Origin of the sequence: Burkholderia sp. LA-2-3-30-S1-D2 (assembly GCF_001523915.2) — a bacterium.
GTDB classification, from domain to species: domain Bacteria; phylum Pseudomonadota; class Gammaproteobacteria; order Burkholderiales; family Burkholderiaceae; genus Burkholderia; species Burkholderia diffusa.
Genome location: NZ_CP013383.1, coordinates 657,789 through 679,710 on the forward strand (window position 1 = coordinate 657,789; position 21,922 = coordinate 679,710).

General features: G+C 67.6%; 22 protein-coding genes and 2 pseudogenes. 12 read left to right on the forward strand and 12 right to left on the reverse strand.

Going from position 1 to position 21,922, the window contains the following annotated elements; all coding sequences use genetic code 11:
* Positions 1 to 100 precede the first annotated feature (100 nt).
* The 5 genes from WS66_RS02970 to WS66_RS02990 all read right to left on the reverse strand — a co-directional run bounded on the left by WS66_RS02970 (position 101) and on the right by WS66_RS02990 (position 4,010).
* Entirely contained in the window at positions 101 to 301 is a 201-nt protein-coding gene (locus WS66_RS02970) for a DUF805 domain-containing protein (protein WP_059600159.1), read from the reverse strand.
* Positions 302 to 852: 551 nt separating this feature from the next.
* Positions 853 to 1,221 (reverse strand): antibiotic biosynthesis monooxygenase family protein, encoded by a 369-nt coding sequence (locus WS66_RS02975; RefSeq protein ID WP_059600158.1) that lies wholly within the window; start codon positions 1,219 to 1,221, stop codon positions 853 to 855.
* 36 nt (positions 1,222 to 1,257) lie between these two features.
* Complete coding sequence (locus WS66_RS02980; RefSeq protein WP_059600157.1) at positions 1,258 to 1,704, reverse strand: MarR family winged helix-turn-helix transcriptional regulator; 447 nt, start codon at positions 1,702 to 1,704, stop codon at positions 1,258 to 1,260.
* A 270-nt stretch (positions 1,705 to 1,974) separates the two neighbouring features.
* Entirely contained in the window at positions 1,975 to 3,351 is a 1,377-nt protein-coding gene (locus WS66_RS02985; protein ID WP_059600156.1) for an ATP-binding protein, read from the reverse strand.
* On the reverse strand, positions 3,348 to 4,010 hold the full coding sequence (locus WS66_RS02990) for a response regulator (protein WP_059600155.1): 663 nt from the start codon (positions 4,008 to 4,010) through the stop codon (positions 3,348 to 3,350). The genes WS66_RS02985 and WS66_RS02990 overlap by 4 nt, the downstream gene beginning before the upstream one ends.
* Positions 4,011 to 4,236: 226 nt before the next feature.
* Between WS66_RS02990 and WS66_RS02995 the strand changes: the two genes are divergently transcribed.
* The 6 genes and pseudogenes from WS66_RS02995 to WS66_RS03020 all read left to right on the forward strand — a co-directional run bounded on the left by WS66_RS02995 (position 4,237) and on the right by WS66_RS03020 (position 8,576).
* Entirely contained in the window at positions 4,237 to 4,590 is a 354-nt protein-coding gene (locus tag WS66_RS02995) for a YgiW/YdeI family stress tolerance OB fold protein (RefSeq protein ID WP_059600154.1), read from the forward strand.
* Positions 4,591 to 4,653: 63 nt separating this feature from the next.
* The gene (locus WS66_RS03000; RefSeq protein WP_059600153.1) at positions 4,654 to 5,514 is read left to right on the forward strand and encodes a MurR/RpiR family transcriptional regulator; all 861 of its coding nucleotides are present in this window, start codon (positions 4,654 to 4,656) and stop codon (positions 5,512 to 5,514) included.
* Positions 5,463 to 5,678 (forward strand): annotated as a pseudogene (locus tag WS66_RS34275) (GNAT family N-acetyltransferase); the annotation flags it as partial. The gene WS66_RS03000 and the pseudogene WS66_RS34275, both read left to right, overlap by 52 nt.
* 119 nt (positions 5,679 to 5,797) lie before the next feature.
* Positions 5,798 to 6,658: an isocitrate lyase/PEP mutase family protein gene (locus WS66_RS03010; protein WP_059600152.1), complete on the forward strand. Its 861-nt coding sequence runs from the start codon at positions 5,798 to 5,800 to the stop codon at positions 6,656 to 6,658.
* Positions 6,659 to 6,991: 333 nt separating this feature from the next.
* On the forward strand, positions 6,992 to 7,258 hold the full coding sequence (locus tag WS66_RS03015; RefSeq protein WP_059600151.1) for a YodC family protein: 267 nt from the start codon (positions 6,992 to 6,994) through the stop codon (positions 7,256 to 7,258).
* Positions 7,259 to 7,409: 151 nt separating this feature from the next.
* Entirely contained in the window at positions 7,410 to 8,576 is a 1,167-nt protein-coding gene (locus tag WS66_RS03020) for a cytochrome P450 (protein ID WP_059600327.1), read from the forward strand.
* A gap of 28 nt (positions 8,577 to 8,604) precedes the next feature.
* On the opposite strand, the gene WS66_RS03025 is transcribed toward WS66_RS03020, so the two are convergent.
* Together WS66_RS03025 and WS66_RS03030 are read right to left on the reverse strand one after the other, a co-directional pair.
* Positions 8,605 to 8,931, reverse strand: a complete 327-nt coding sequence (locus tag WS66_RS03025) for a superinfection immunity protein (RefSeq protein WP_059600150.1) — start codon at positions 8,929 to 8,931, stop codon at positions 8,605 to 8,607.
* Positions 8,932 to 9,021: 90 nt separating this feature from the next.
* Positions 9,022 to 9,441: a rhodanese-like domain-containing protein gene (locus tag WS66_RS03030; RefSeq protein ID WP_059600149.1), complete on the reverse strand. Its 420-nt coding sequence runs from the start codon at positions 9,439 to 9,441 to the stop codon at positions 9,022 to 9,024.
* A 111-nt stretch (positions 9,442 to 9,552) separates the two neighbouring features.
* Between WS66_RS03030 and ftrA the strand changes: the two genes are divergently transcribed.
* Together ftrA and WS66_RS03040 are read left to right on the forward strand one after the other, a co-directional pair.
* The gene (gene ftrA, locus WS66_RS03035) at positions 9,553 to 10,527 is read left to right on the forward strand and encodes a transcriptional regulator FtrA (RefSeq protein ID WP_059600148.1); all 975 of its coding nucleotides are present in this window, start codon (positions 9,553 to 9,555) and stop codon (positions 10,525 to 10,527) included.
* A 172-nt stretch (positions 10,528 to 10,699) separates the two neighbouring features.
* On the forward strand, positions 10,700 to 11,425 hold the full coding sequence (locus WS66_RS03040; protein ID WP_059600147.1) for a hypothetical protein: 726 nt from the start codon (positions 10,700 to 10,702) through the stop codon (positions 11,423 to 11,425).
* A 66-nt stretch (positions 11,426 to 11,491) separates the two neighbouring features.
* Here the strand turns inward: WS66_RS03040 and WS66_RS03045 are convergent, their stop codons facing one another.
* Complete coding sequence (locus WS66_RS03045) at positions 11,492 to 13,831, reverse strand: Orn/Lys/Arg decarboxylase N-terminal domain-containing protein (RefSeq protein ID WP_059600146.1); 2,340 nt, start codon at positions 13,829 to 13,831, stop codon at positions 11,492 to 11,494.
* 3 nt (positions 13,832 to 13,834) lie between these two features.
* Entirely contained in the window at positions 13,835 to 15,361 is a 1,527-nt protein-coding gene (gene adiC, locus WS66_RS03050; RefSeq protein ID WP_059600145.1) for an arginine/agmatine antiporter, read from the reverse strand.
* A 584-nt stretch (positions 15,362 to 15,945) separates the two neighbouring features.
* Between adiC and WS66_RS03055 the strand changes: the two genes are divergently transcribed.
* The 4 genes from WS66_RS03055 to WS66_RS03070 all read left to right on the forward strand — a co-directional run bounded on the left by WS66_RS03055 (position 15,946) and on the right by WS66_RS03070 (position 19,811).
* Entirely contained in the window at positions 15,946 to 17,400 is a 1,455-nt protein-coding gene (locus tag WS66_RS03055; RefSeq protein ID WP_059600144.1) for a M20 family metallopeptidase, read from the forward strand.
* 75 nt (positions 17,401 to 17,475) lie between these two features.
* Positions 17,476 to 18,585 carry a malate/lactate/ureidoglycolate dehydrogenase gene (locus WS66_RS03060; protein WP_059600143.1) on the forward strand — a complete coding sequence of 370 codons (1,110 nt, stop codon included), beginning with the start codon at positions 17,476 to 17,478 and terminating at the stop codon, positions 18,583 to 18,585.
* The gene (locus tag WS66_RS03065) at positions 18,582 to 18,989 is read left to right on the forward strand and encodes a TfoX/Sxy family protein (protein ID WP_059600326.1); all 408 of its coding nucleotides are present in this window, start codon (positions 18,582 to 18,584) and stop codon (positions 18,987 to 18,989) included. Before WS66_RS03060 ends, WS66_RS03065 begins: the two co-directional genes overlap by 4 nt.
* Before the next feature lie 243 nt (positions 18,990 to 19,232).
* Positions 19,233 to 19,811, forward strand: coding sequence for an NnrU family protein (locus WS66_RS03070; protein WP_059600142.1), 579 nt, complete (start codon positions 19,233 to 19,235; stop codon positions 19,809 to 19,811).
* Positions 19,812 to 19,985: 174 nt separating this feature from the next.
* On the opposite strand, the gene WS66_RS03075 is transcribed toward WS66_RS03070, so the two are convergent.
* From WS66_RS03075 to WS66_RS03085, 3 genes and pseudogenes are all read right to left on the reverse strand, one after another.
* Positions 19,986 to 20,723, reverse strand: coding sequence for a sulfite exporter TauE/SafE family protein (locus tag WS66_RS03075; RefSeq protein WP_059600141.1), 738 nt, complete (start codon positions 20,721 to 20,723; stop codon positions 19,986 to 19,988).
* A gap of 209 nt (positions 20,724 to 20,932) precedes the next feature.
* Positions 20,933 to 21,519: pseudogene (locus WS66_RS03080) on the reverse strand (DUF488 domain-containing protein).
* Positions 21,516 to 21,743: a DUF2945 domain-containing protein gene (locus WS66_RS03085; protein ID WP_059600140.1), complete on the reverse strand. Its 228-nt coding sequence runs from the start codon at positions 21,741 to 21,743 to the stop codon at positions 21,516 to 21,518. The pseudogene WS66_RS03080 and the gene WS66_RS03085 overlap by 4 nt, the downstream one beginning before the upstream one ends.
* Positions 21,744 to 21,922 lie beyond the last annotated feature (179 nt).

The window sequence follows — 21,922 nt, forward strand, 5'->3', positions numbered from 1 at the left end:
GCGATGCGGACAAAGTCTTTCGGATCAAGCGCTTGATCGCGGTATGCGCAGGCTATCCACATGCTTGCCAACACAATCTGTGGACAAGCCCGCTTGATGTTCAGCCATGCCGATTGTCGACCGAGGGCCAGCGCGCGAATGCGAAAACCCACAACATGATGAAGTTCAGGACCGGGACGAACATCGTCAGGATCCACCAGCCTGAATGCCCGGTACGCCGAACGATCCGGACATACGGATAGACGACGATCGCGACGAGCACGAGCGAGACGATCAACTGCCCTGCGGTGAAGTGTTCCATGGCCTTCCTCGGATGATGTGTCGTTGTACGATGCGGGCCGAACGGCCCGCACGCCGCGCGCAGTCTCGAGATGCGTGGCCGCGTGCGGCTCGTGTGATCCTGACGCGTCGGATGCACGCACGTCAAGCCGCGTTCAGGGCGCGCCGTTGCGCCGGATCGTCCGATTGCGCGCATGAGCGGACCGCGCGCTGCCGCAACCGTGGCGCGGCGCATGAATCATTGGCCGATCAACGGGTTAGGCGATGCATGCGCAGGATATCCACAAGCTTGCCAACATTTTCTGTGGGTAAGTGGCGCGACGATCGCGCCGTGTATCGAGCGCGCCTCGACGTGGCATCGTGATGCGAAGTGCGGCGAACCGGCGCATGTGACGGCGCGGCGCGCGCCGCGTCTGCATCACGCGTGCCAAAGTCCGTCGGATCAAGGGCTTAGCGTCGCGGTGCGCAGGATATCCACAAGCTTGCCAACATTTTCTGTGGAGAAGTCCGCGTGGCGATCGCGCGGCGCGGCACCGCGTGCAAACCGTGCGTCGTACCGGCTCGCGCATCGGCTCACGCGGTACACACGCCTGCCACGGCGACTTTCTGGAACAGGTGGGGGCTCGCGACGGCGGACGACGGATAAGCCGACAGTTTCGCGACGAACGCCGGATGCGTGAAGGCCGCGCGAAACGCGTCGGTCGATTCCCAGATCGCGTAGTTGAAGTAAGTCGGACTGTCGCCGAGTGCGCGATGAAGCTGGGTCGAAATGAATCCGGGCTGCCGTTTCATGAACTCGGCGTCGTCCTTCCACACGGCCAGGAAATCCGCTTCGTCGGCCGGATCCAGCGTGAAGACGTTGACGAGGACGACGGGTTGCGCGTCGATGCCGAGCTGTTGCTGGATCGGAAAGGCCGGGTCCATCGGTTTGAAACGAGGCATGGAGCACTCCTGCAAGTAATTGGGGCGATGGCGCGATCATGCCTGCCCGTTCGGCGCATGAGCGCCGGACATCGTCGACAGCACGCGAATCGCCGCATCGAGATCGGCCGAACTGAATTGACCGGCGATGTCGCGGACATGCTGCTGCCATTGCCCGACCACCGCCTGGTAGGCAGCGGTACCGCGCGGGGTCAGCGCGTACAACGGAGAGCGCTTGTGCGTCGGGTTCGGCAGCGGTTGCACCAGCCCTTCTTCCACGAGCACGTTGATCTGTTTCAGGACGGCCTGCCGCGTGATGCCCATGGCGTCGGCGATCTGCGGGACGTTCGGGGCTTCCGGCGCCATCGAGATGGCGCCCAGCACCTGCCAGCGCGCGCTGGTCAGGCCGTGCGGCGCGGCAAAGGTATTGCCCCATTCGATCAACAGGCCGTTCAGGCGGAAGACGGACAGCGCGACGGCAGTCAGCTTGGCGGATTTCGTCATGGTCGGGATGTGCGATAAATTGACAACCAATTTACGTAATGGGTAACTGGTTGTCAAGTTTGTCGTGGATCGCCACGGCCGGACGGGCGTGGCAGGAGAGGGGATCGGTACGCGATGTCGCGTCCGGACGTGGGGTGTGCGGCGCGGTCTGGCGCATTCGCTGCGCACGACCGACAAACCCTTTCGGATCAATCGCTTGTCGTCGTTAGCGGCCGGTTGTCCACAAGCTTGCCAACACAATCTGTGGAAAAGCCGCCCGTCGGGCGAGCGTCAGGCCGGCACGGGAAAACGCACCGTCACGGTCAGCCCGCGCCCGCCTTGCGTCGTGCCGAGCGCGACCGTCGCGCGATGCTGTTCGGCGATCCGCTTGACGATCGACAGGCCGAGCCCGCTGCCCGACGACGTGGCAGCCTGCGCGCCTTCGCCGCGATAGAAGCGCTCCCATACGTCCTTGCGCTCGGCTTCCGGAATGCCGGGGCCGTCGTCGGCGACTTCGAGCACGGGCGTCGCGCCGTCGAGGCGCGCGGACACGTCGACGCGCGCGCCGTCGCCCGCATAGCGGATCGCGTTGTCGACGAGGTTGTTCAGCAGCACGCGCAACGTGTCCATGTTGCCCGTGGCCATCACCGGCGACGCCACGATCGCGCCGAGGTCGATCCGGTGCGCATCCGCGACGCGCGTGCGGTCGGCGACCACCGAGCGGCACAGCGCGGCGAGATCGACGCTCGCGGATGCCGCGGCGGACGCCTGCGCGTCCGGTTCGAGGCGCGCGAGTGTCAGCAACTGCTCGGCGAGGTGGCCGAGGCGTGTCGTGCCGGCCTGGATCTGCGCGAGGATCTGCTCGCGCTCGTCGGCCGTCGACGCGCGCCGCAGCAATTGCGACTGGATCGACAGCCCCATGATCGGCGTGCGCAACTCGTGCGCGGCATCGGCGATGAAGTGCCGCTGCAGCGTGAACGAGCGGTCGAGCCGCGCGAGCAGGTCGTTGATCGCTTCGGCGAGCGGGCGGACCTCGTTCGGCATCGACGCGACGTCGACGGGTTCGAGATTGTTCGCATTCCTGCGCTTAAGGCCGGATGCGATCGTGCGCAGCGGCCGAAGCCCCGCGCCGATGCCGAACCACAGCCCGATCGCGAGTACGGGCAGCATCGAGAACACCGGCCACAGCAGGTGCACCGCGATGCCCGCGATCGCTTCCCAGCGCGCATGGCGCGCCTGCGCGAGCCGGATCGTCGTGCCGCCGCGTTCGGTCACGTAGGTGCGCCACGGCTGGCCGCCGACGTCGACGCTCCCGATGCCCGTCTGCGCGGGCGGCGGCAGCTCGGACTTGCGATCGGTCGAGTAAACCAGCGTGCCGTTGCGCCAGACCTGCAGCAGCACCGCGTCGGGATCGCTGGCCTCGAAGTCGTGCTTGCCGTCGCCGTGATTGCGGAACGACAGTTCGCCGTCCGGGCCGACGACGATCTGCTTCGACATGCTGCGCATCTGGTCGTCGAGGAGATCGTCGAGCTCGCGCAGCGCGCCCCAGTAGGTGCCCGCACTCGCGACCAGCCCGATCACGCACGCGGCCGGCAGCAGCCACATCAACAGGCGCCGCCGCAGCGATGCGCTGCGCCAGCGCGCGATCGCGTGTTGCAGACGCGTCATGCGCCGTCACCGATCCGGTAGCCGACGCCGCGCACCGTGCGGATCATGTCGTGGCCGAGTTTCTTGCGCAGGTTGTGGATGTGCACCTGCACCGCGTTGCTCTCGATTTCCTCGCCCCAGCTGTACAGCCGTTCCTCGAACTGTTCGCGCGAGATCACCGCGCCGGGGTCGCGCATCAGTTCTTGCAGCAGCACGAATTCCTTCGGCGACAGCGTCACTTCGTCGTCGTTGAGCCACACCAGGTGCTTGACGGGATCGAGGCGCAGCGGGCCGATCGCGAGCGTCGTCTGCGCGCGCCCCGCGTGGCGGCGGTTGACCGCGCGAATGCGCGCGAGCAGTTCCTCGAGCACGAACGGCTTGACGAGGTAGTCGTCGGCGCCGCTGTCGAGGCCTGCGATGCGGTCCGGCACGCCGTCGCGCGCGGTGATGACGATCGCGGGCAGGGTTTCGTCGCGGCGGCGCAGCGACGCGAGCACCGACAGGCCGTCGCGGTTCGGCAGCCCGAGGTCGAGCAGCAGCAGGCCGTAGCCGGTCGAGCGCAGCGCGAGCGTCGCGGCGTCGCCGTCCTTGACCCAGTCGACCGCGAAGCCTTCCTGTTTGAGGCCCTGTTCGAGTCCGCTGCCGATCAGCGGATCGTCCTCGACGAGCAGTACGCGCATGGATTCGTGTCTGTTGGCGGGCGTGGCGCCCGGGGTTCCCATGATAAGCGCAGGTGCCTTAGGCCGAGCTTAAACACCGGCGCTTCCGTGCGTTCGCGCACCGAAACGCCGCGACGGCATGCCGCGGGGGACGACCTTCAGGTTTGCTTAATCTTACGCTCCGTAATCTCGGGCCGTCGCGTTCAACGGGAGCGCGACGTACTCGAACAACTGGAGGAACGAGATCATGAAACACCTGACGAGAATCCTGGCGGTCGCGCTTGCCGTGCTGCCCGCCGCCGTCTACGCGGAATACACGGGGCCGTCCACGCTGACCACGACGACCGTGAAGGAACTGCTCGCGAACGGCAAGGACGACCAGCACGTGCAACTGCAGGGGCGCATCGTCAAGCATACCGGCGGCGAGGACTACGAGTTCACCGATGCAACCGGCACGATCCGCGTCGAGATCGACAAAAAGCTGTGGGCGGCCGGCCAGCCCGTCAGCGACAAGAGCGAAGTGAAGCTGACCGGCGAGTTCGAGCGCAAGTGGTCGGGCAAGGTGAAGGTCGACGCCGATCACGTCGAAGTGCTGCGCTGACCGGTGCACCGGTGCACACGGGGCCGGTGATACCATGGACGATCGGTTCCCGTTCTCACCAAGATGGCTGCCAATTTCGATGAACTCGCGTCCCGGATCCGGGCGCAATTTTCCGAACTGAGCCCGCAATTCCAGGCGGGCGCTGCATTTCTGCTCGATCATCCCGACGAGGTTGCCACCTCGTCGATGCGCAAGGTCGCGCAGCGCGCGCAGGTTCAACCCGCGTCGCTCGTGCGGCTCGCGCAGCAATTCGGTTTCCCCGGCTGGAACGAGCTGCGCGACCTGTGCGTCGCGCGCGTGCGCACGCGTCCCGAGCCGCTCACGCAGCGAGCGCGTTCGCTCGTGCGGCCCGACGCGAAGGCGTCGCTCGCGCACGACCTGCTTGCCGCGCAGCAGCACAATCTCGCCGCCACCTCCGCCCAGAACGAGCACGCGCTCGCCGACGCCGCGAAGCTGATCCGCAAGGCGTCGCACGTGCACGTCGCGGGGTTCCGGTCGTGCTATCCGGTCGCGTTCGGATTCGTGTACGGCTACCGGCTGTTCCGGCCGACCGTGTCGTTGCTCAACGGCGTCGCCGGCTCGCTCGAGATGGAGCTGCGCACGATCGCGAAGCAGAGCGTGACGGTGATCATCAGTTTCGCGCCGTATTCCGCGGAAGCGACGCGTGTCGCGCAGGCGGCGAAGGCGCAGGGCAGCAAGATCGTCGCGATCACCGACAGCGCGGTGTCGCCGATCGCGCTGCATGCGGACGCGCAGCTGATCTTCACGCACGACAGCCCGTCGTTCTTTCCGTCGCTGGTCGCCGCGCATGCGATGGCCGAGGCGCTGGTCGCGCAGTTGCTGGCGCTGGAAGGCAGCGATGCGATCACGGCGCTCGAGCGCACGGAAGCGGAACTGCATGCGAAGGGCGCCTACGTGATGTAGTCGCACGCGGCTGTCACGGCGCGTGGCTCGATACGTTCGACTTTCAGGCGCGGCCGTTCTACGAAAAGCGCGGCTATGTCCGTTTCGGCGAGCTGCCGGATTACCCGACGGGGCATGCGCGCATTTTCCTGACGAAGACGCTCGGTCCCCGCGCGGCGGCGTGACCGGCGGCACACCGCGCCGCGCGCGAGGCCCCGGCATCCACGTCGATATTTCAGCGCGCCCTGAACCGTCGCGGTACCGCGCGCGCGTATGCTGACGTCTCCATTCCGAGGAGACTTCGATGTCCGATTCCAACGTGCAGTTTCGCCAAGCCGAAACCTTCCGCGCGCTGCACACGCGGCCCGGTGCCTTCATCATCCCGAACCCGTGGGATGCCGGTTCCGCCCGGCTGCTCGCGATGGCCGGCTTCGAAGCGCTTGCCACCACGAGCGCCGGCTTCGCCTTTTCGCGAGGGCGGCCCGACAACGCGATCGATCGCGACGAAATGCTCGACCACATCGCCGAGATCGTCGCCGCGGGCGGCCTGCCGGTCAGCGCCGATCTCGAGAACGGCTTCGGCGACGCGCCGGACACGGTCGCCGAGACGATTCGCCTGGCGGCCGACGCCGGCGCGGTGGGCGGCTCGATCGAGGATGCGACCGGCCGTGCCGGCGCGCCGATCTACCCGCACGACGTGGCGGTCGAGCGCATCGCGGCGGCGGTCGACGCGGCGCGCTCGCTGCGGTTTCCGTTCACGCTGACCGCGCGCTGTGAAAACTATCTGCACGGCCGCTCCGACCTTGCCGACACGATCGCGCGGCTGGTCGCATACCGCGACGCGGGCGCCGACGTGCTCTATGCACCCGGCGTGACCGATCCCGACGAGATCGCGGCGGTCACGCGCGCGGTCGGCGCGCCGGTCAACGTCGTGATGGGGCTGCAGGGCGGGTTGCTGAGCCGCGAGGCGCTCGCGGCGCTCGGCGTGAAGCGCGTCAGCGTCGGCGGCGCGCTGGCGCGGGCCGCATTCGGCGCGTTCCTGCGCGCTGCAACGGAAATGGCGCGCGACGGCACATTCACGTTTACGCAAGCGGCGGTGCCGGGACGCGACCTCAATCGCTGGTTTTCGGCGCCGGACAATTCGCCCGTGCGGTTCGAACAATGAGCGCCGATAAAACGTGGGAACGTTTCCAGCCGGAAACCGATTGACAGTAATCAATCGAAACCACCGCCGATTTGAAGTTCGATGACGGCGCGAAATTCATCGTTTATTCTCTGCACTCCGGTTGTTTAACCATAATCGGCGCGCAAGCCGCGCCGATTATGGTGTCAGAAGCCCGCCACGCGAATCGGTGCCGCGTAGTGTTGCGATTTTCAGGTCGATGTTTTCGGGTATTCGGGAGTTGCCGGTTATTTATAGGATTGGTAATCTGCCGCGTATCCGAATGACCTGTCAGCGGGCCGCCGGAAAATGAATATATAAAAAATCGAGAGAGCGATGAAAATCCGAGAAAATCACAGCAACGGCTTTCGCGTCGGCGATGTCGTGACGCTGAAAACCGGTGGGCCGCGCATGACCGTCACCTATGCCGGGCCGGTCGTGTTCGACGATGCCGACTGGCTGATCTGCCAGTGGTTCGACGACGGCGGCCGCTTCCGGCAGGAAATGTTTCATCACGAAACGGTGGTGCCCGAACCGCGTGCGATTTCCGCCGGGCGAGTCCGCCTGCGCATGCAGGCGCACCGCTACCGGTCGGCAGCCTGACGCCACGTCCGTCACGGCGCCGCGCCGCTTGCCGCCCGTGGGTTGCTGCGTCGCAGCACTCCGCGGTGCCGGCATGAGCACGAGCGCGACATCCGCGACATTTCACGTCAACCTGAAACATGCGGCGGCCCGGCGCGCCGATACTGCACGCATGAACCCGACCAATCCGATTGCCGCGGTCACGCACCGCGATCCCTACCCTTACTACTCGACGCTCGTCGATGGTCCGCCGCTCGCGTTCGACGCCTCGCTCGGCCTGTGGGTCGCGAGCCGGGCGGCGAGCGTGACGGCCGTGCTCGGTCACCCGGCGTGCCGCGTCAGGCCGCTCGACGCGCCGGTACCGCCCGCATTGCGTGGGACGACGGCGGGCGCGCTGTTCGGCGAGCTGGTGCGCATGAACGACGGCGCATTGCGGCACGACGTGCCGAAGCAGGCGCTGCGCGCGGCGTGCGCGCCGATCGACGTCGACGCGTTGCGCGAGCGGGCCGCGCAACTCGCCGGCAGCCGGTTGCGCATGCCGTACGACGCCGATGCGCTGAACGCGTGGTGCCTGACGGTGCCCGTTTGCGCGGTCGCCGATCTGCTCGGCTTCGACGACACGCAGCTCGACGATATTGCCGCGCTGGTCGTCGACTTCGTCGCCGCGCTGTCGCCGCTGTCGGACGACGCGGCACTGGCCCGCGCGAGCGAGGCCGCGCGGCAACTGCTCGACCGGATGACTGAGCGTGTCGCGCGCACACGCGCGCAAGACGGCTCGTGGGTAGCGGCGATTCAGCAGGCGGCCGGTGCCGCCGGTTGGCACGCGAGCGGCGCGCTCGTCGCGAATCTCGTCGGGTTGCTGTCGCAGACGTGCGAGGCGACGGCGGCGTGGCTCGGCAATGTGCTGGTCGCATGGGACGCAACCGGTGCCGAACGCACGCTGCCGGATGCCGCGATGCTCGAGGCATTCGTCGCCGAGGTCGGTCGATTCGATTCGCCGGTGCAGAACACGCGCCGCTTCGTTGCGTCGCGCACGACGATCGAAGGCGTGACGGTCGATGCCGGTGCGGCCATCCTGGTCGTGCTCGCGGCGGCGAACCGCGATCCGGCCGTGCATCGCGAGCCGGACCGATTGCTGCCGGGCCGCGCGCCGGGGCCGAACTTCGGCTTCGGCACGGGGCCGCACGGCTGCCCGGGCGAGCGGATCGCGCGGGCGGTGACGGCGGGGGCCTTCGGGGCGTGGCTGCGCGCGGGCGGTGAGGCGCCGCGCGACAGGCTCGTGTGGGACTACCGGGCCTCGACCAACGTCAGGATGCCGAAGTTCGGCGCGGCGAGGTAAGGCAAAGTGAAGGGAACAGCGGGACTGCCTAGCGGCAACCTTGCTTCTCGGCCCATTGCTCCTGGGCGGCGACGCGGCGCTGCACGCGTTCGACGAGGCCGGTCGAGAAAGTCCGCATGCTGATGCCGCGGCGCTTCGCGAGGATGGCTTGCGCGACGTCGGTTTGCGGGTTCGGCTGGCATGCCCAGTAGAGCGTCATCAGCCAGCCGATGCCCGTCCACGCGAACAGGGCGTTGAACATGGCGATCGTCAGCCTGTCGTGCCGGCCGCGCCGGTCGGCGACGATGGCCGGAAGAAAATAGAGCGCGATCGCCGCGACCGAACCGGCCATCTGAATCAGGACTGCGTGTTCCATGTTGCTGCTCCATCCGAACTGCAATGTGGCTGATTGTCGCGCTTTTTCCGTTCGTGTGCCGGCAATTGATTGTTGCGTTTTTAATAACGATCAGCGCGTGGCGACGTCCTCCGGTTGCGCTTCGTTGCACAACGCGAAACCTTCGTCAAGCCAGCCGGTGACTCCGCCGATCATCAACTTCACCGGGCGGCCCAGGCGCGCGAGCCGGATGGCCGCGCGCGCGGCACCGTTGCAGTGCGGGCCGGCGCAGTAGACGACGAACAGCGTGTCGGCCGGGTGGTCGGCGAGCTTGCCGGCGACGATCTTGCGGTGCGGCAGGTTGCGCGCGCCGGGCACGTGGCCGGCGGCAAACTGTTCCGGCCCCCGGACGTCGAGCAGCACGAAATCGGGCGAGCCGGACGCAAGCGCGTCGTGCACGTCCCAGCAATCGGTCTCGAAGCGCAGCGAGGCTTCGAAGTGCGCGAGGGCGGCGGCGCTGTCGGCGGCGGGGACGTCGGTGACGTAAGACATGAAACGCGCTCCTGAAAGACGGCGCGGAATGCGCCGGGATGAAGGGCAGTATCGCGGTTCGGCGGCCATCGCGGCAGTGGCGCGATCGACAAGTTCCGGTAACATCGCGCCATGCACAATCATCTCGTCGTCGCGCTCGCCTACGATCGCCTTTGCACCTTCGAATTCGGCTGCGTGGTCGAACTGTTCGCGCTCGAACGCCCGGAACTCGGCGTCGACTGGTATCGCTTCGCCGTCTGCGCGAGCGAGCCGGGCCCCGTGCGCGCGGCGGGCGGCATCACGGTCGCCGCGCCGTACCGGCTCGCGATGCTCGATCGCGCGGACACCATCGTGATTCCCGGCTGGCGCGATCCGGACGAACCGCCGCCGGAACCGCTGCTGAAGAAGTTGCGTGCCGCGCATCGCCGCGGCGCGCGGCTCTGTTCGATCTGCTCGGGCGTGTTCGTGCTTGCGGCGGCTGGTGTGCTCGACGGGCTCACCGTCACGACGCACTGGCGCTACGCCGAGCGCCTGCAGGCGCGCTATCCGGCGCTGCGCGTGAATCCCGACGCGCTGTACGTCGACGAAGGGCCGATCGTCACGTCGGCCGGCTCGGCGGCGGGGCTCGACATGCTGCTGCATCTCGTGCGCCGCGACCACGGCGGCGCGATTGCGAACCGGGTTGCGCAGCGCCTCGTGCTGCCGCCGCATCGCGACGGCGGCCAGGCGCAGTTCGTGCCGCGACCGGTCGCCCCGGGCGGCAGCGACCGGCTCGCGAAGCTGATCGACTGGATGCGCGCGCATGCGGCCGAGCCGCACACGCTCGCGTCGCTGGCCGCGCAGGCGGCGATGAGCACGCGCACGCTGCAGCGGCAGTTCGCGGACGCGACGGGGATGTCGCCGCTCGCGTGGCTGATCCGCGAGCGCGTGAACGTCGCGAAGGACATGCTCGAAGCGCATCCCGGGATGTCGCTCGCGCAGATTGCCGCGCGCGCGGGGTTCGGTTCCGAGGAGTCGTTGCGCCGGCACTTCCGGCGCGTCGCGGCGACGAGCCCTGCCGCGTACCGGCGCGGGATGGATCGCGGCGTGAGGCCCGCGGACGCGTGAGCGTCGCGCCTTGCTTCGCCACACCAGCGCCCAGTTGCCGTTCACTTCCTGCCGACTTCGAGCGCGCGTAAGATGGCGGTCGCCGTGCGGCGATCCGGTTCACGCGCGCCGCGCTTCCTGCGCCGCTGCAACCAGCCGCCATTCATCCATCACAACGACAAGGACAATCGCCATGGGCCTGCTGGGAAAGCTGTTCGGAAAGAAACCGCGTGATGAAGCGGCGACGCCCGCGCCGTCCGCGAACGACGCACCCGACGCATCCGAAGGCGCGGACGATCAGAACGGCCCCGACATCGCGCCCGAGCTCGCGCCCGCGCTGAAGGCATTCCAGGCCGGCCGGCACGACGCCGCGATCGCGGCCGCCGCGCCGCATGCGGAGCGACTGGCCGATGCGGCGCGCCTGTGCGCGCTGTCGTACTCGGCGATGGAGCGTTATCCGGAAGCGTTTCCGTACTGGCTTGCGCTGTTCGACCGCGAGCCGAGCGCGCACAACGCGGTGCAGCTCGCGACGACGTCGGTGATGTGCGGCGAAGTGGAGCGCGGCGCGGCGTGGATGCAAAAGGCCGCCGAGGTCAATCACGACACGCACGAGCAGTCCGACGTCGCCGCGCGCGTGAACTTCATTTCCGCGCTGATGCAAAGCGGCCACCTGCGCGAGGCGCTGCCGCATCTCGCGTGGGTGCGCGACGTGTACGGCCACGTGCGCATCACCGACTCGACCTTCCTCTACATGCGCGGCATTCCGTTCTTTTCGTCGTTCCTCGAGAACAGTCTCGACATCCTGAAGGCCACGCAGCCGGCCGATGCGATCGCGCCGTGGTACGGCGAACTGAAGGGCAAGCTCGACGAAGAAGGCGAAGCGCAGCTCGCCGAGTGGGTCGATCGCTTGCCGGCATGACCGGCGAGTCGTCACGCGTCGCGACGCCGGCCGCGTTCTGCCGGCGCGGCGTCGCGGCGCGCATGCTCAGCGCGTGTTGGTGTCGCGCGCGGTTTTCTTGATGCACGCGATCCGGTACACGCCGTCTTCGACTTCGACGCCGTGCGTGTCGTGCGTGAAGCCGGGGAAGCGCAGGTCGTATTGCTCGAGCGCCTTCAGGTAGCCGAGCAGCGGGCCGTCGGCGGGCCCTGCGTTCTCGCCGGGCATCAGCAGCGGAATGCCGGGCGGATAGGGCACGACGCCTGTCGCGACGGTGCGGCCTTCCATCTCCGACAGCTCCAGCATCTCGATGTCGTTGTGCACGAGATGCTCGAACGCCTCGGCCGGGCTGAAGTCGGGCTGCGGCAGCGTCGAGAAGCCGCGCGACATCATCTCGGTCGTCTTCAGGTCGCTCATCGCGCTGAACATCAGGTCGCACAGATCGCGCAGTCCGAGCTTTCCGTAGCGGTCCGGATAGCGCGCGACGAGTTCCGGCAGCGCCTGTTCGAGCGGCGCGTTCGCGTCGTAGTCGCGCTTGAAGTCGAGCAGCGTGTTGACGAGCGTGCCCCACTTGCCCTTCGTCACGCCGATCGAGAACAGGAACAGGATCGTGAAGTCGGTCGTCTTCTCGACGACGATCCCGTGCCGGTCCAGATACGCGGTGACGACCGACGCCGGAATGCCGACCGGCATCAGCCCGCCGTGCGGCGCGACGCCCGGCGTGACGATCGACACCTTGATCGGATCGAGCATGCAGTAGTCGTCCTCGATCTCGCCGAAGCCGTGCCACGTCTCGCCCGGATGCAGCACCCAGCACGACGGATCGGTGGCGAGCAGCGTTTCGTCCGCTTCATGGAACGGCACGCGCCGGCCCGTCTTGCGATCGACCACGGTGTCCGGCTGCCAGCCGTTGAAGAACCAGTCGTCGCTCTCCTCGCATTCCGCATGCAGCCGCGCGAGCATCCGGCGGAACGACACGGCCTCGCGGATCGCGTCGGTCGTCAGCGCCTCGCCGCCGGGGCCGTCCATCATCGCGGCGCTCACGTCGTTCGACGCGATGATCGCGTAGTTCGGCGACGTCGACGCATGCATCATGTATGCCTCGTTGAAGCGTGCATGCTCGATCGGATTGCGGCCGTCGCGGACGTGGATGAATGACGCCTGCGACAGCGCCGCGAGCAGCTTGTGCGTCGACTGCGTCGCGAACACGGTCGGCTTGCTCGCGTCGTGCTGCGACGGATCGCCGTGCATCGCGTGACGATCGCGGTAGATCGGGTTGAAGCGCGCATAGCCGTACCACGCTTCATCGAAATGCAATCGGTCGACGCTCTGGCCGAGCAGTTCCTCGACGCGCGCGACGTTGTAGCAGAGGCCGTCGTACGTCGAGTTCGTGATCAGTGCATGCACCGGCGTCGGATCGATGCCGGCACGCCCGCGCACCAGCGGGTTCGCGTCGATCGCGAGGCGCACGGCGGCGGCCGTGAGCCGTTCCGGCATGATCGGCCCGATGATTCCGTAATGGTTGCGTGACGGGATCAGGTAGGTCGGAATCGCGCCGGACATCGTCATCGCGTGCTCGGCCGACTTGTGGCAGTTGCGGTCGCACAGTGCGACCTGGTTGCGCGTGACGCTCGCCATCAGGATCACGCGGTTCGACATCGACGAGCCGTTCGTCACGTGATACGTGCGGTGCGCGCCGAACACGCGCGCCGCGTAGCGTTCGCTTTCGCCGATCGGACCGGAGTGGTCGAGCAGCGAGCCGAGTTCGCCGACCGAGATCGACAGGTCCGAGCGGAACAGCGCCTCGCCGAAGAATTCGAAGTACGCGCGGCCGACCGGCGATTTCAGGAACGCGGTGCCGCCCGTATGGCCCGGCGTGTGCCACGAGTATTCGTACACGCGCGAGAACTGCGCGAGCGCGCGGAACATCGGCGGCAGCACGGTTTCGCGGTAGCGTTCGATCGCGGCGACGATCCGCCCGCCGATGAACGCGGTGGTGTCTTCCAGCATCCAGATGAAGTCGTCGGCCTTGCGCATCGCGTCGACGGGAATCGCGGCTGCGCTCGCACGGCTCGCGAGCAGGAACACCGGCACCGTCGCATTGCGCGCGCGCATCGCGTCGAGCACGGCCTGGGCGGGCGCATGGGCGGGATCGTTGCCGAGCTCCCAGTTGAGCAGCAGGCACTGGATCGCCGGATCGGCGTCGACCACCGCGCGCGCGTCGTCGGCGGAGGTCGCGATCACGACGTCGACGAGCCGCGTGCGCAATTCTTCGACGAGCGCGGTGGCCGCGCGTCCGGTGGCCGTGCGTTCGTCGATGTCGTGCTGCACGAGCAGCGCCTTCATGCCGAGGCGACGGAACGCCGGTTGGGTCAAGGAAGCGGTCATGGGTCATTCCCCCGTTTGCTGGGTTGCCTGGACGCCCGCGGCCGGCGAGCGTGCGTGAAGGATGTCGGCCGTGTGTCGGCCCACGGAGATCCAGAAGGTCGCGACGAGCGCGGCGATGGTGACGCCGAGCGCGAGGTAGCGCACCCAGCGCGGCGAGCGGCCGCCCGGATGGATGTGGGTTTCCTCGATTTCGCGCTGACGGTTGATCGACAGCTCGTAGAACACGATCGTCGCGATCACGAAGATCAGCGACCAGCGCGTCTGCTGGCCGTCGGAGCCGACCATCGCCCACAGCGCGTAGACGGCGCCGATCAGGCCGACGATCGTGTAGAAGGTGAACTGGTGCGACGGCATCTTGCCGTAGCCGAGCACCTTGATCGCGATGCACGAGTAGATGTATGGCAGGAGCGTCATGATCACGGCGATCGACGCGATCTTGCCGAACTGCTCGCTCGCGCTCGGCGACATCGTCGCGAGCACCTGCACCGACATGATGACCGCGACGATCGCAAGGCCGGCCGACGGCACGTTCTTCGAGTTGACGCGGGCAAACACGCCGGCGAACAGACCGTCGTCGGCTGCGGCCTTCGCGGTCTGGCCGACCAGCAGCGTCCAGCCCGCGAGCGAGCCGAGGCAGCCGAGCGCCGCGCAGATCGCGACCGCGTTCGCGGCGGTGTCGCCGAGCGCGAGGCGCGCGGCATCCGCGAACGGCGCGCTCGACGCGAGCAGTGCCTTGTTCGGGATCATCCCCATGATCACGGTCGAGCTGAGCACGTAGCAGACGGCCGCGAGCACGACGCCGCCGACGGTCGCGATCGGTACGTTGCGCGACGGGTTTTCGACGACACCGGCCGACACCGACGCGCTCTCGACGCCGATGAACGCCCATAGCGTGAAGTTCAAGGTCGCGCCGATCGCGCCGAAGCTGCTCGCACCCGACACGTTCCAGCCGGCGAAGTAGACGTCCTTGCTGAACCAGAACCAGCCGAACACGGCCATCCCGAGGATCGGCACGAGCGCGAAGATCGTCGTGACCGACTGCACGCGGCCGACCACGTTCGGTCCGAGGATGTTGGCGTAGGTGAACAGCCAGATCACGAAGATCTGCGCGAGCGCGAATACCAGCGGGTCGCGCAGCATCGGGAAGAAGTGCGTGAGATAACCGAGGCCGGCGACCGCCAGGCCGACGTTGCCGAGCACGTTCGCGAGCCAGTAGATCAGATTGGTCTGGTAGCCGATGTACGGGCCGAACGACTTGCGCGCATACGCATACGGGCCGCCGGCGGCCGGGTCGATTGCCGCGAGCTTCGCGAACACCAGCGCGAGCGACACGGCGCCGACGACGGTGATCAGCCAGCCGAAGATCGCGATGCCGCCGGTGGCGGCGAGGTTCGCGGGCAGCATGAAGACGCCGGAGCCCATCATGTTGCCGGCAACCATCAGCGTGGCGGGGATGACGCCGATTTTCGGCGTGGCGGTCGCGGCTGGCGCGACGGTGGAGCGGGAGGAGGACGAGCTGGCATCGGACATGCGAGGCTCCTTGAATGATCGTGATGCGGTTGAGGTGGCGCGGCCCGGTGCCCGTCGACGATTCCGGAATGGTCCGTCGTTTTATTGAACGACAGCATCTTATCTCTTAATTGAATTCGAGTAAGAGTAAACGATGTAATTTAATATCTTGAATATTGATTATCATCATTGATGAAGATGAAATGTCATGGTGCGACCGGATGGGGTTGGATGGCGCCGGGCGGTGCCCTCGGGCCGATCGGGGGCGTGTTCGCGGCCGAGGTATCGTGAAAATCGAACGGATTATTGGTTTTTTGCCGAACTGGTTAATTCAATTTATGGGCTGAATGACTCGGGAAGTCCTGATTGAATTGGTCGGTTATTATCGAGCGCTCGAAATGCGCTCGCCGGCGCCCGTGATTGTTTTACCGAACGGTGATTCCGATGACGATGCCGCCTTCCCGCAGGCCGTTTGAGCGGGCGCGCCAGGCGCTGCGGGAAACGGGCCCGAACGGGCCCCTGAATACGGCCGCGGAAAGCACCCCTGGGGCGGGGGCATCGGCGTATCATCCGGTTTTTCGTCAGCCCTATCCAGGCACCCCACCATGACCTCCGTCGACACTACCCCCGTCCTCGACCATGACAAGCTCGTTACCTTCGTCGAGCGCAAGTGGAACGATGAAATTCTCCACGCACTGACCGACTACATCGCGATCCCGGCGAAGAGCCCCGCGTTCGACCCCGACTGGGCGAAGCGCGGGTATCTCGAGCGGGTCGTCACCGATGCCGCGCAGTGGGCCGAGCGCCAGCCGGTGAAAGGCCTGAAGCTCGAGATCGTGCGCTTGCCCGGCCGCACGCCGGTGATCTTCTTCGAAACGCCTGCGACGCGCTCGGGCAGCACCGACACGATCCTGCTGTACGGCCACCTCGACAAGCAGCCCGAATTCGACGGCTGGCGCGCGGACCTCGGCCCGTGGACACCGAAGTACGAGAACGGCAAGCTGTACGGCCGCGGCGGCGCGGACGACGGCTATGCGATCTACGCGAGCCTCGCGGCGCTCGGCGCGCTCGACGAGCAGGGCGTCGAACGGCCGCGCTGCGTCGGCCTGATCGAGACCTGCGAGGAGTCGGGCAGCTACGACCTGCTGCCGTACGTCGATGCGCTGCGCGACCGGCTCGGCCAGGTGTCGCTCGTCGTGTGCCTCGATTCGGGCGCGGGCAACTACGACCAGATGTGGCTCACGACGTCGCTGCGCGGGCTGGTGTCCGGCGACCTGCAGGTCGAGGTGCTCGAGGAAGGCGTGCACTCCGGCGTCTTCGGCGGCATCGCGCCGTCGAGCTTCCGCGTGATGCGCCAGCTGTTCGAGCGCCTGGAAGATGCAAAGAACGGCAACCTGCTGCCGGGCGTGTTCCATTGCGAGATTCCCGACAGCCGCGTACGCGAAGCCGACACGGCCGCCGCGATCCTCGGCGACGCCGTGTGGAAGGGGCTGCCGTGGGCATGCGGCGCGGACGGCAAGCCGGTGCTGCCGACCACGACCGATCCGCGCGAGGCGCTGCTGAATTCGACGTGGCGTCCGTCGCTGTCCGTGACGGGCGCGGCCGGTCTGCCGGCGCTCGCCGACGCGGGCAACGTGCTGCGTCCGCGCACCGCGTTCAAGCTGTCGCTGCGCCTGCCGCCGCTCGTCGACGCCGCACAGGCCGTGCAGCAGCTGAAGGAACTGCTCGAACTCGATCCGCCGTACAACGCGAAGGTCACGTTCAAGCCGGACGCGGGTGCCGCGACCGGCTGGAGCGCGCCGGATCTCGCGCCGTGGCTCGCGTCGTCGCTCGACGCCGCGTCGCGTCGCCACTTCGGCGCGGACTGCGCGTACATGGGTCTCGGCGGCACGATCCCGCTGATGAACGTGCTGCAGGCCGGCTTCCCGTCCGCGCAGTTCATGGTGTGCGGCGTGCTCGGGCCGAAGTCGAATGCGCACGGCCCGAACGAGTTCCTGCACGTGCCGTACGCGAAGAAGCTGACCGCGGCGGTGGCGGACGTGATCGCGTCCGCGCGCTGAGCGTTCGCGTTGCCCGACCCGAACGGATTCGACCGGATTCACCCGGATTCACCCCGACCTCACGGAGCCTTGCCGATGACCGCGCTGCCGACTTCCGATACCGACCCGCTGAGCATGCGCGCCGAACCGCTGCATGCATTCGTCGCGGCACTCTGGGAGCGGGCCGGCAGCAGCGAGCGCGAGGCGCGGCTCGTTGCCGATCATCTGGTCGGTGCCAATCTGGCGGGTCACGATTCGCACGGGATCGGGATGATCCCGAACTACGTGGCGTCGTGGCGGGAAGGGCAACTGCAATTGAACGGGCACGCGTCGATCGTTCGCGACGGCGGCGCGGTGCTGACGATCGACGGCGGGCGCGGCTTCGGCCAGGTGATCGCGTTCGAGGCGATGGTCGAAGGGATCGAGCGCGCGCGACGCATGGGCATCTGCGCGATCGGGCTGCGCGACGTCCATCACCTCGGCCGCATCGGGCACTGGGCCGAGCAGTGCGCGCGCTCGGGGCTCGTATCGTTCCATTTCGTCAACGTGCCGGGCGACCTGCTCGTCGCGCCGCTGCACGGCACCGATCCGCGTTTCGGCACGAATCCGTTCTGCGCCGCGTATCCGCGCGCGGGCCGGCCGCCGCTGCTGCTCGATTTCGCGACGAGCGCGATCGCGTATGGCAAGACGCGGGTGGCATACAACCAGCGCAAGCGCGTGCCGGCCGGGTCGCTGATCGATCATCGCGGCCGGCCGACCGACGATCCGGCAGTCATGCACGAGCAGCCGTTCGGCTCGCTGCTGCCGTTCGGACTGCACAAGGGTTACGCGCTGGCGGCGATGTGCGAGATCTTCGGCGGCGCGCTGGTCGGCGGGCATACGACCTACGGCGGCACGCTGCAGAAGACGAGCGCGATCGTCAACGGGATGCTGTCGGTGCTGATCGATCCGAACGCGTTCGACGCGGCCGATGCGGAGCGCGAAGCCGATGCGTTCGTCGAATGGGCGAAGGCGTCGCCGCGGGCGGGCGACGCGCCGGTGCGGATGCCCGGCGAGCCGGAGGAGGCGAGCCGCGCCGCGCGCGGCGCGGACGGCATTCCGGTCGATCGTGCGACGTGGCGGCAGATCCGCGAGAGCGCGGCGGCCGTGGGTTTCGACGACGCGGAACTCGACGTGTGGACGCAGCGCTGCACGGGGCTCGCATGAGCTGGCAATCGGAGAAGGCGCACGGCGAGGAGATCGCGTATCGGCTCGCGCCGCTCGGCAACGTACAGGTCGTGCGGTTCTTCAGCGGCGCCGCGATGCGGCTCGACGGCGTGATGTTCGGTTTCATGTCGCGCGGGTCGCTGTTCCTGCGCGTCGACGACGTGAACCGTCCCGCGTTCGTCGCGGCGGGGATGGGGCCGTTCTCGTATGAGCGTCCCACGCGCACCGTTGCACTCGAGGGCTATTACGAAACGCCAGCCGACGTGCTCGAGGACACGGGCGCGCTGTTCGACTGGTGTCGCGGCGCATATCGCGCGGCGCTGCTGGCCGGGGCGCCGAAGCGCAAGGCACGGCCGACGTCGAAGCCGGCGCCGAAACCGGAAGCGACACGCAAGCGCACCTAGCGCCGAGCGTACGTCGGCGCATTTCCTTTCCTTGCTTTCGATCCACCGCGGGTGCACGCAAGCGCCGGGTTTGACGCACCGCATGTTCCGGCTGCTTCACAACGGCGGCCCCGGCGTTTATGATCGGCGCGATTGCGTCCATGCCCGGCGCAACCCGAGCCGGTCTCGCTGCCGGCCTCGCGAACGGCGCATCGAAAGCCGCGCGAATGATTCCCAACTCATCGTTCCAGACGGAGATAGCCGATGCTCGTCCTGATTCTCGGTTTAGCGATCTTCCTCGGTGTGCATTCGATTCGGATCGTCGCGGACGGCTGGCGATCCGCGACCATCGAGCGGATCGGCGAGAAACGCTGGAAGGGCCCCTATGCGATCGTGTCGATCGTCGGCTTCGTGCTGATCGTCTGGGGTTACGGGATTGCGCGCCAGGGCGGGACGCTGCTGTGGATGTCACCCGTCGGCATTCGCCATCTCACCGGCATGCTGACCGCGATCGCATTCGTGCTGATCGCCGCGTCCTACGTGCCGCGCAACCGCATCAAGACGCTCGTCGGCCATCCGATGGTGGCCGGCGTGATGGTGTGGGCGATCGCGCACCTGCTCGCGAACGGCACGCTGCACGCGGTCGTGCTGTTCGGCGCATTCTTCGTGTGGTCGCTGGTCGATTTCGTCGTGTGGCGCGCGCGCGATCGCCTCGACGGCGTCCGCTATCCGGCGGGCAGGCTGTCGGGCGATGCCGTGACGATCGTCGCCGGGCTCGTCGTATGGGCCGTCTTTGCGCTGTTCCTGCACGGCCCGCTGATCGGCGTGCGGCCGTTCGGCTGAACGCACTCGCCTGCAAGGATCGAAGCGCTTGGCGCGCAAGTTGTCGCAAGCGCCCGCGACATCGAGGCGGGCGCGTGACTCCGCCAGCGCTCGGCGCACGGCCGCTTGCCCATTGATTGCGAATCCGTCGCGACCGACGGCGTGCGTGCCATCCGCGCGCTCGGCGCGTGTGCGTCAGATCGGTTTGACGAACAGCCCGACGGTCAGCGCGGCGCCGATGCAGACGATCGCGATCCGCAGCACGCGCTCGTTCACGCGGTGCAGCGCCCACGCGCCGAGCAGGCCGCCGACGATCGCGCCGCCGCCGAGCGCGATGGCCTCGCGCCAGTGCAGGTGCGGCGAGGTCACGAATAGCACGACCGCCGACGCGTTCATCACGCCAGCGAGCGCATTCTTCGTCGACATCGCGTGACGCGGCGACAGGCCGGCCATCGTCAGCGCGGCCATCATCAGGAACCCGATGCCGCCGCCGAAGTAGCCGCCGTAGATCGCGATCAGGAATTGCGAGATCGCGGCGGTGACGGGGCCGAGATGCTGCGTGCCGGCGCCGGGCTTGCGGAAGAAGCTGCCCCATGCGAACACGACCGTCGCGAACAGCACGAGCCACGGCACGAGGTGCGAGAAGATCGACGACGGGGTTTTCAGCAGCAGCAGTCCGCCGAGCGCGCCGCCGACCACGCTGATCGCGAACAGCGCGCGAAACGACAGCTTGCCCGCGCCGCGCACCATGTTCCGGCTCGCCCAGCCCGTCGTGACCTGGCCGGGGAACAGCGCGACCGTCGACGTGATGTTCGCCGCGAGCGGCGACATCCCCGACACGATCAGCGCGGGCAGCGTGACGAACGAGCCGCCACCCGCGAGGGCGTTCTGCAGGCCGGCCCACAGGCCGGCGATGATGATGAGGGCGAGCATCGGTGCGGGAGTGCAGAGGTGGCGGGGCGCGCGCGTACGCGCGGTGGACGCACGATGGTAATGCAGGATCGCGGCGGCGCAAAGCGGGGTGAGCGTGCAGCGTATCGGGTGCGCAGCGGGCACGGTCGATCGACATGGGCGTTGCATCGGGCCTGCGCACCTTCACGCTTTCATGCCGTCACGGCATCACGCGCACGATCGGTGACGCGTCACGCGGTCGGCTGCGCGCCGGCTTCGTCTGCTGGCGCGTCGCCTTCGACGTCCGGATAGACGATCGTCCCGTCGTCCCGTCGTCCCGGATCGCCGCGCCGGCCGTGAGGCGCGCGGGCTCCACGCGATTCGGGCCCATGATGTGCAGCACCGTTTCGCCGCGCGCAATCAGGTAATCGGACACGATGCGCCGATGACAGCGCCACCACACGGCTTCCGAACACATGATCGCGCAGCGCTGCCGGTGCCCTTGCGCGATCAGCCGGTCGAGGCCCGTTCGAAACTCGGGCGACAGCGCGTAGTCGGCGTAGCGATGGAAGCTGCGGTTCGTCCAGAAGCCGTTGACCTCGTCGGGCACGCCGCGCGACTTGCCGCGCAGTCCGCCGAGTGCCGCGATGTGCTCGTACGCGATGTCGACCGCGGCCAGTGCGGCGGGGAACGTTGCTTCGTTGAACTGCGGATTGGTGCGCGAACGCGTCATCTTCCGGATATCGGCCAGCAGCGCGATATCGAGCGCGTCGAGCATCCCGACAAACGCGTCGAGCGTGCGGTTCGAATGGCCGATCGTGTAGAACGGGAGCGTCACGTGTCGTCCTTGTCGGCAATGCGTTCGAGCACGCGCCCGCGATGCGCGGCGATGTGGTCGGTGCGATCGCTCTTGATCTCGTATTGCGGATCGTCGGGCGACGCACGGTGGCGATGGCCCTTGTAGTCGAAATCCTGCGTGTGGATCGCGATGATCGTGCCGGTCACGTAACCGGCTTCGGAATTCCAGCGGACGTGGTCGCCCGGCTTGAACAGCGTCGTCATGCGGGGAGCCTCCTTGCCTCGGTGCGGTGTCGTCGGCCGCTGCCGTACGCATTATCGGCGCCGGCCGCGCATGGAGAAAGATACTGAGGGCGGGCGCAAGCGTCATGCCCGCAACCGGCGAGGCTTTCATTTATCTGACGATATGTGCCCTCAAGTCCCCAGAACCAAATCTCACCCAC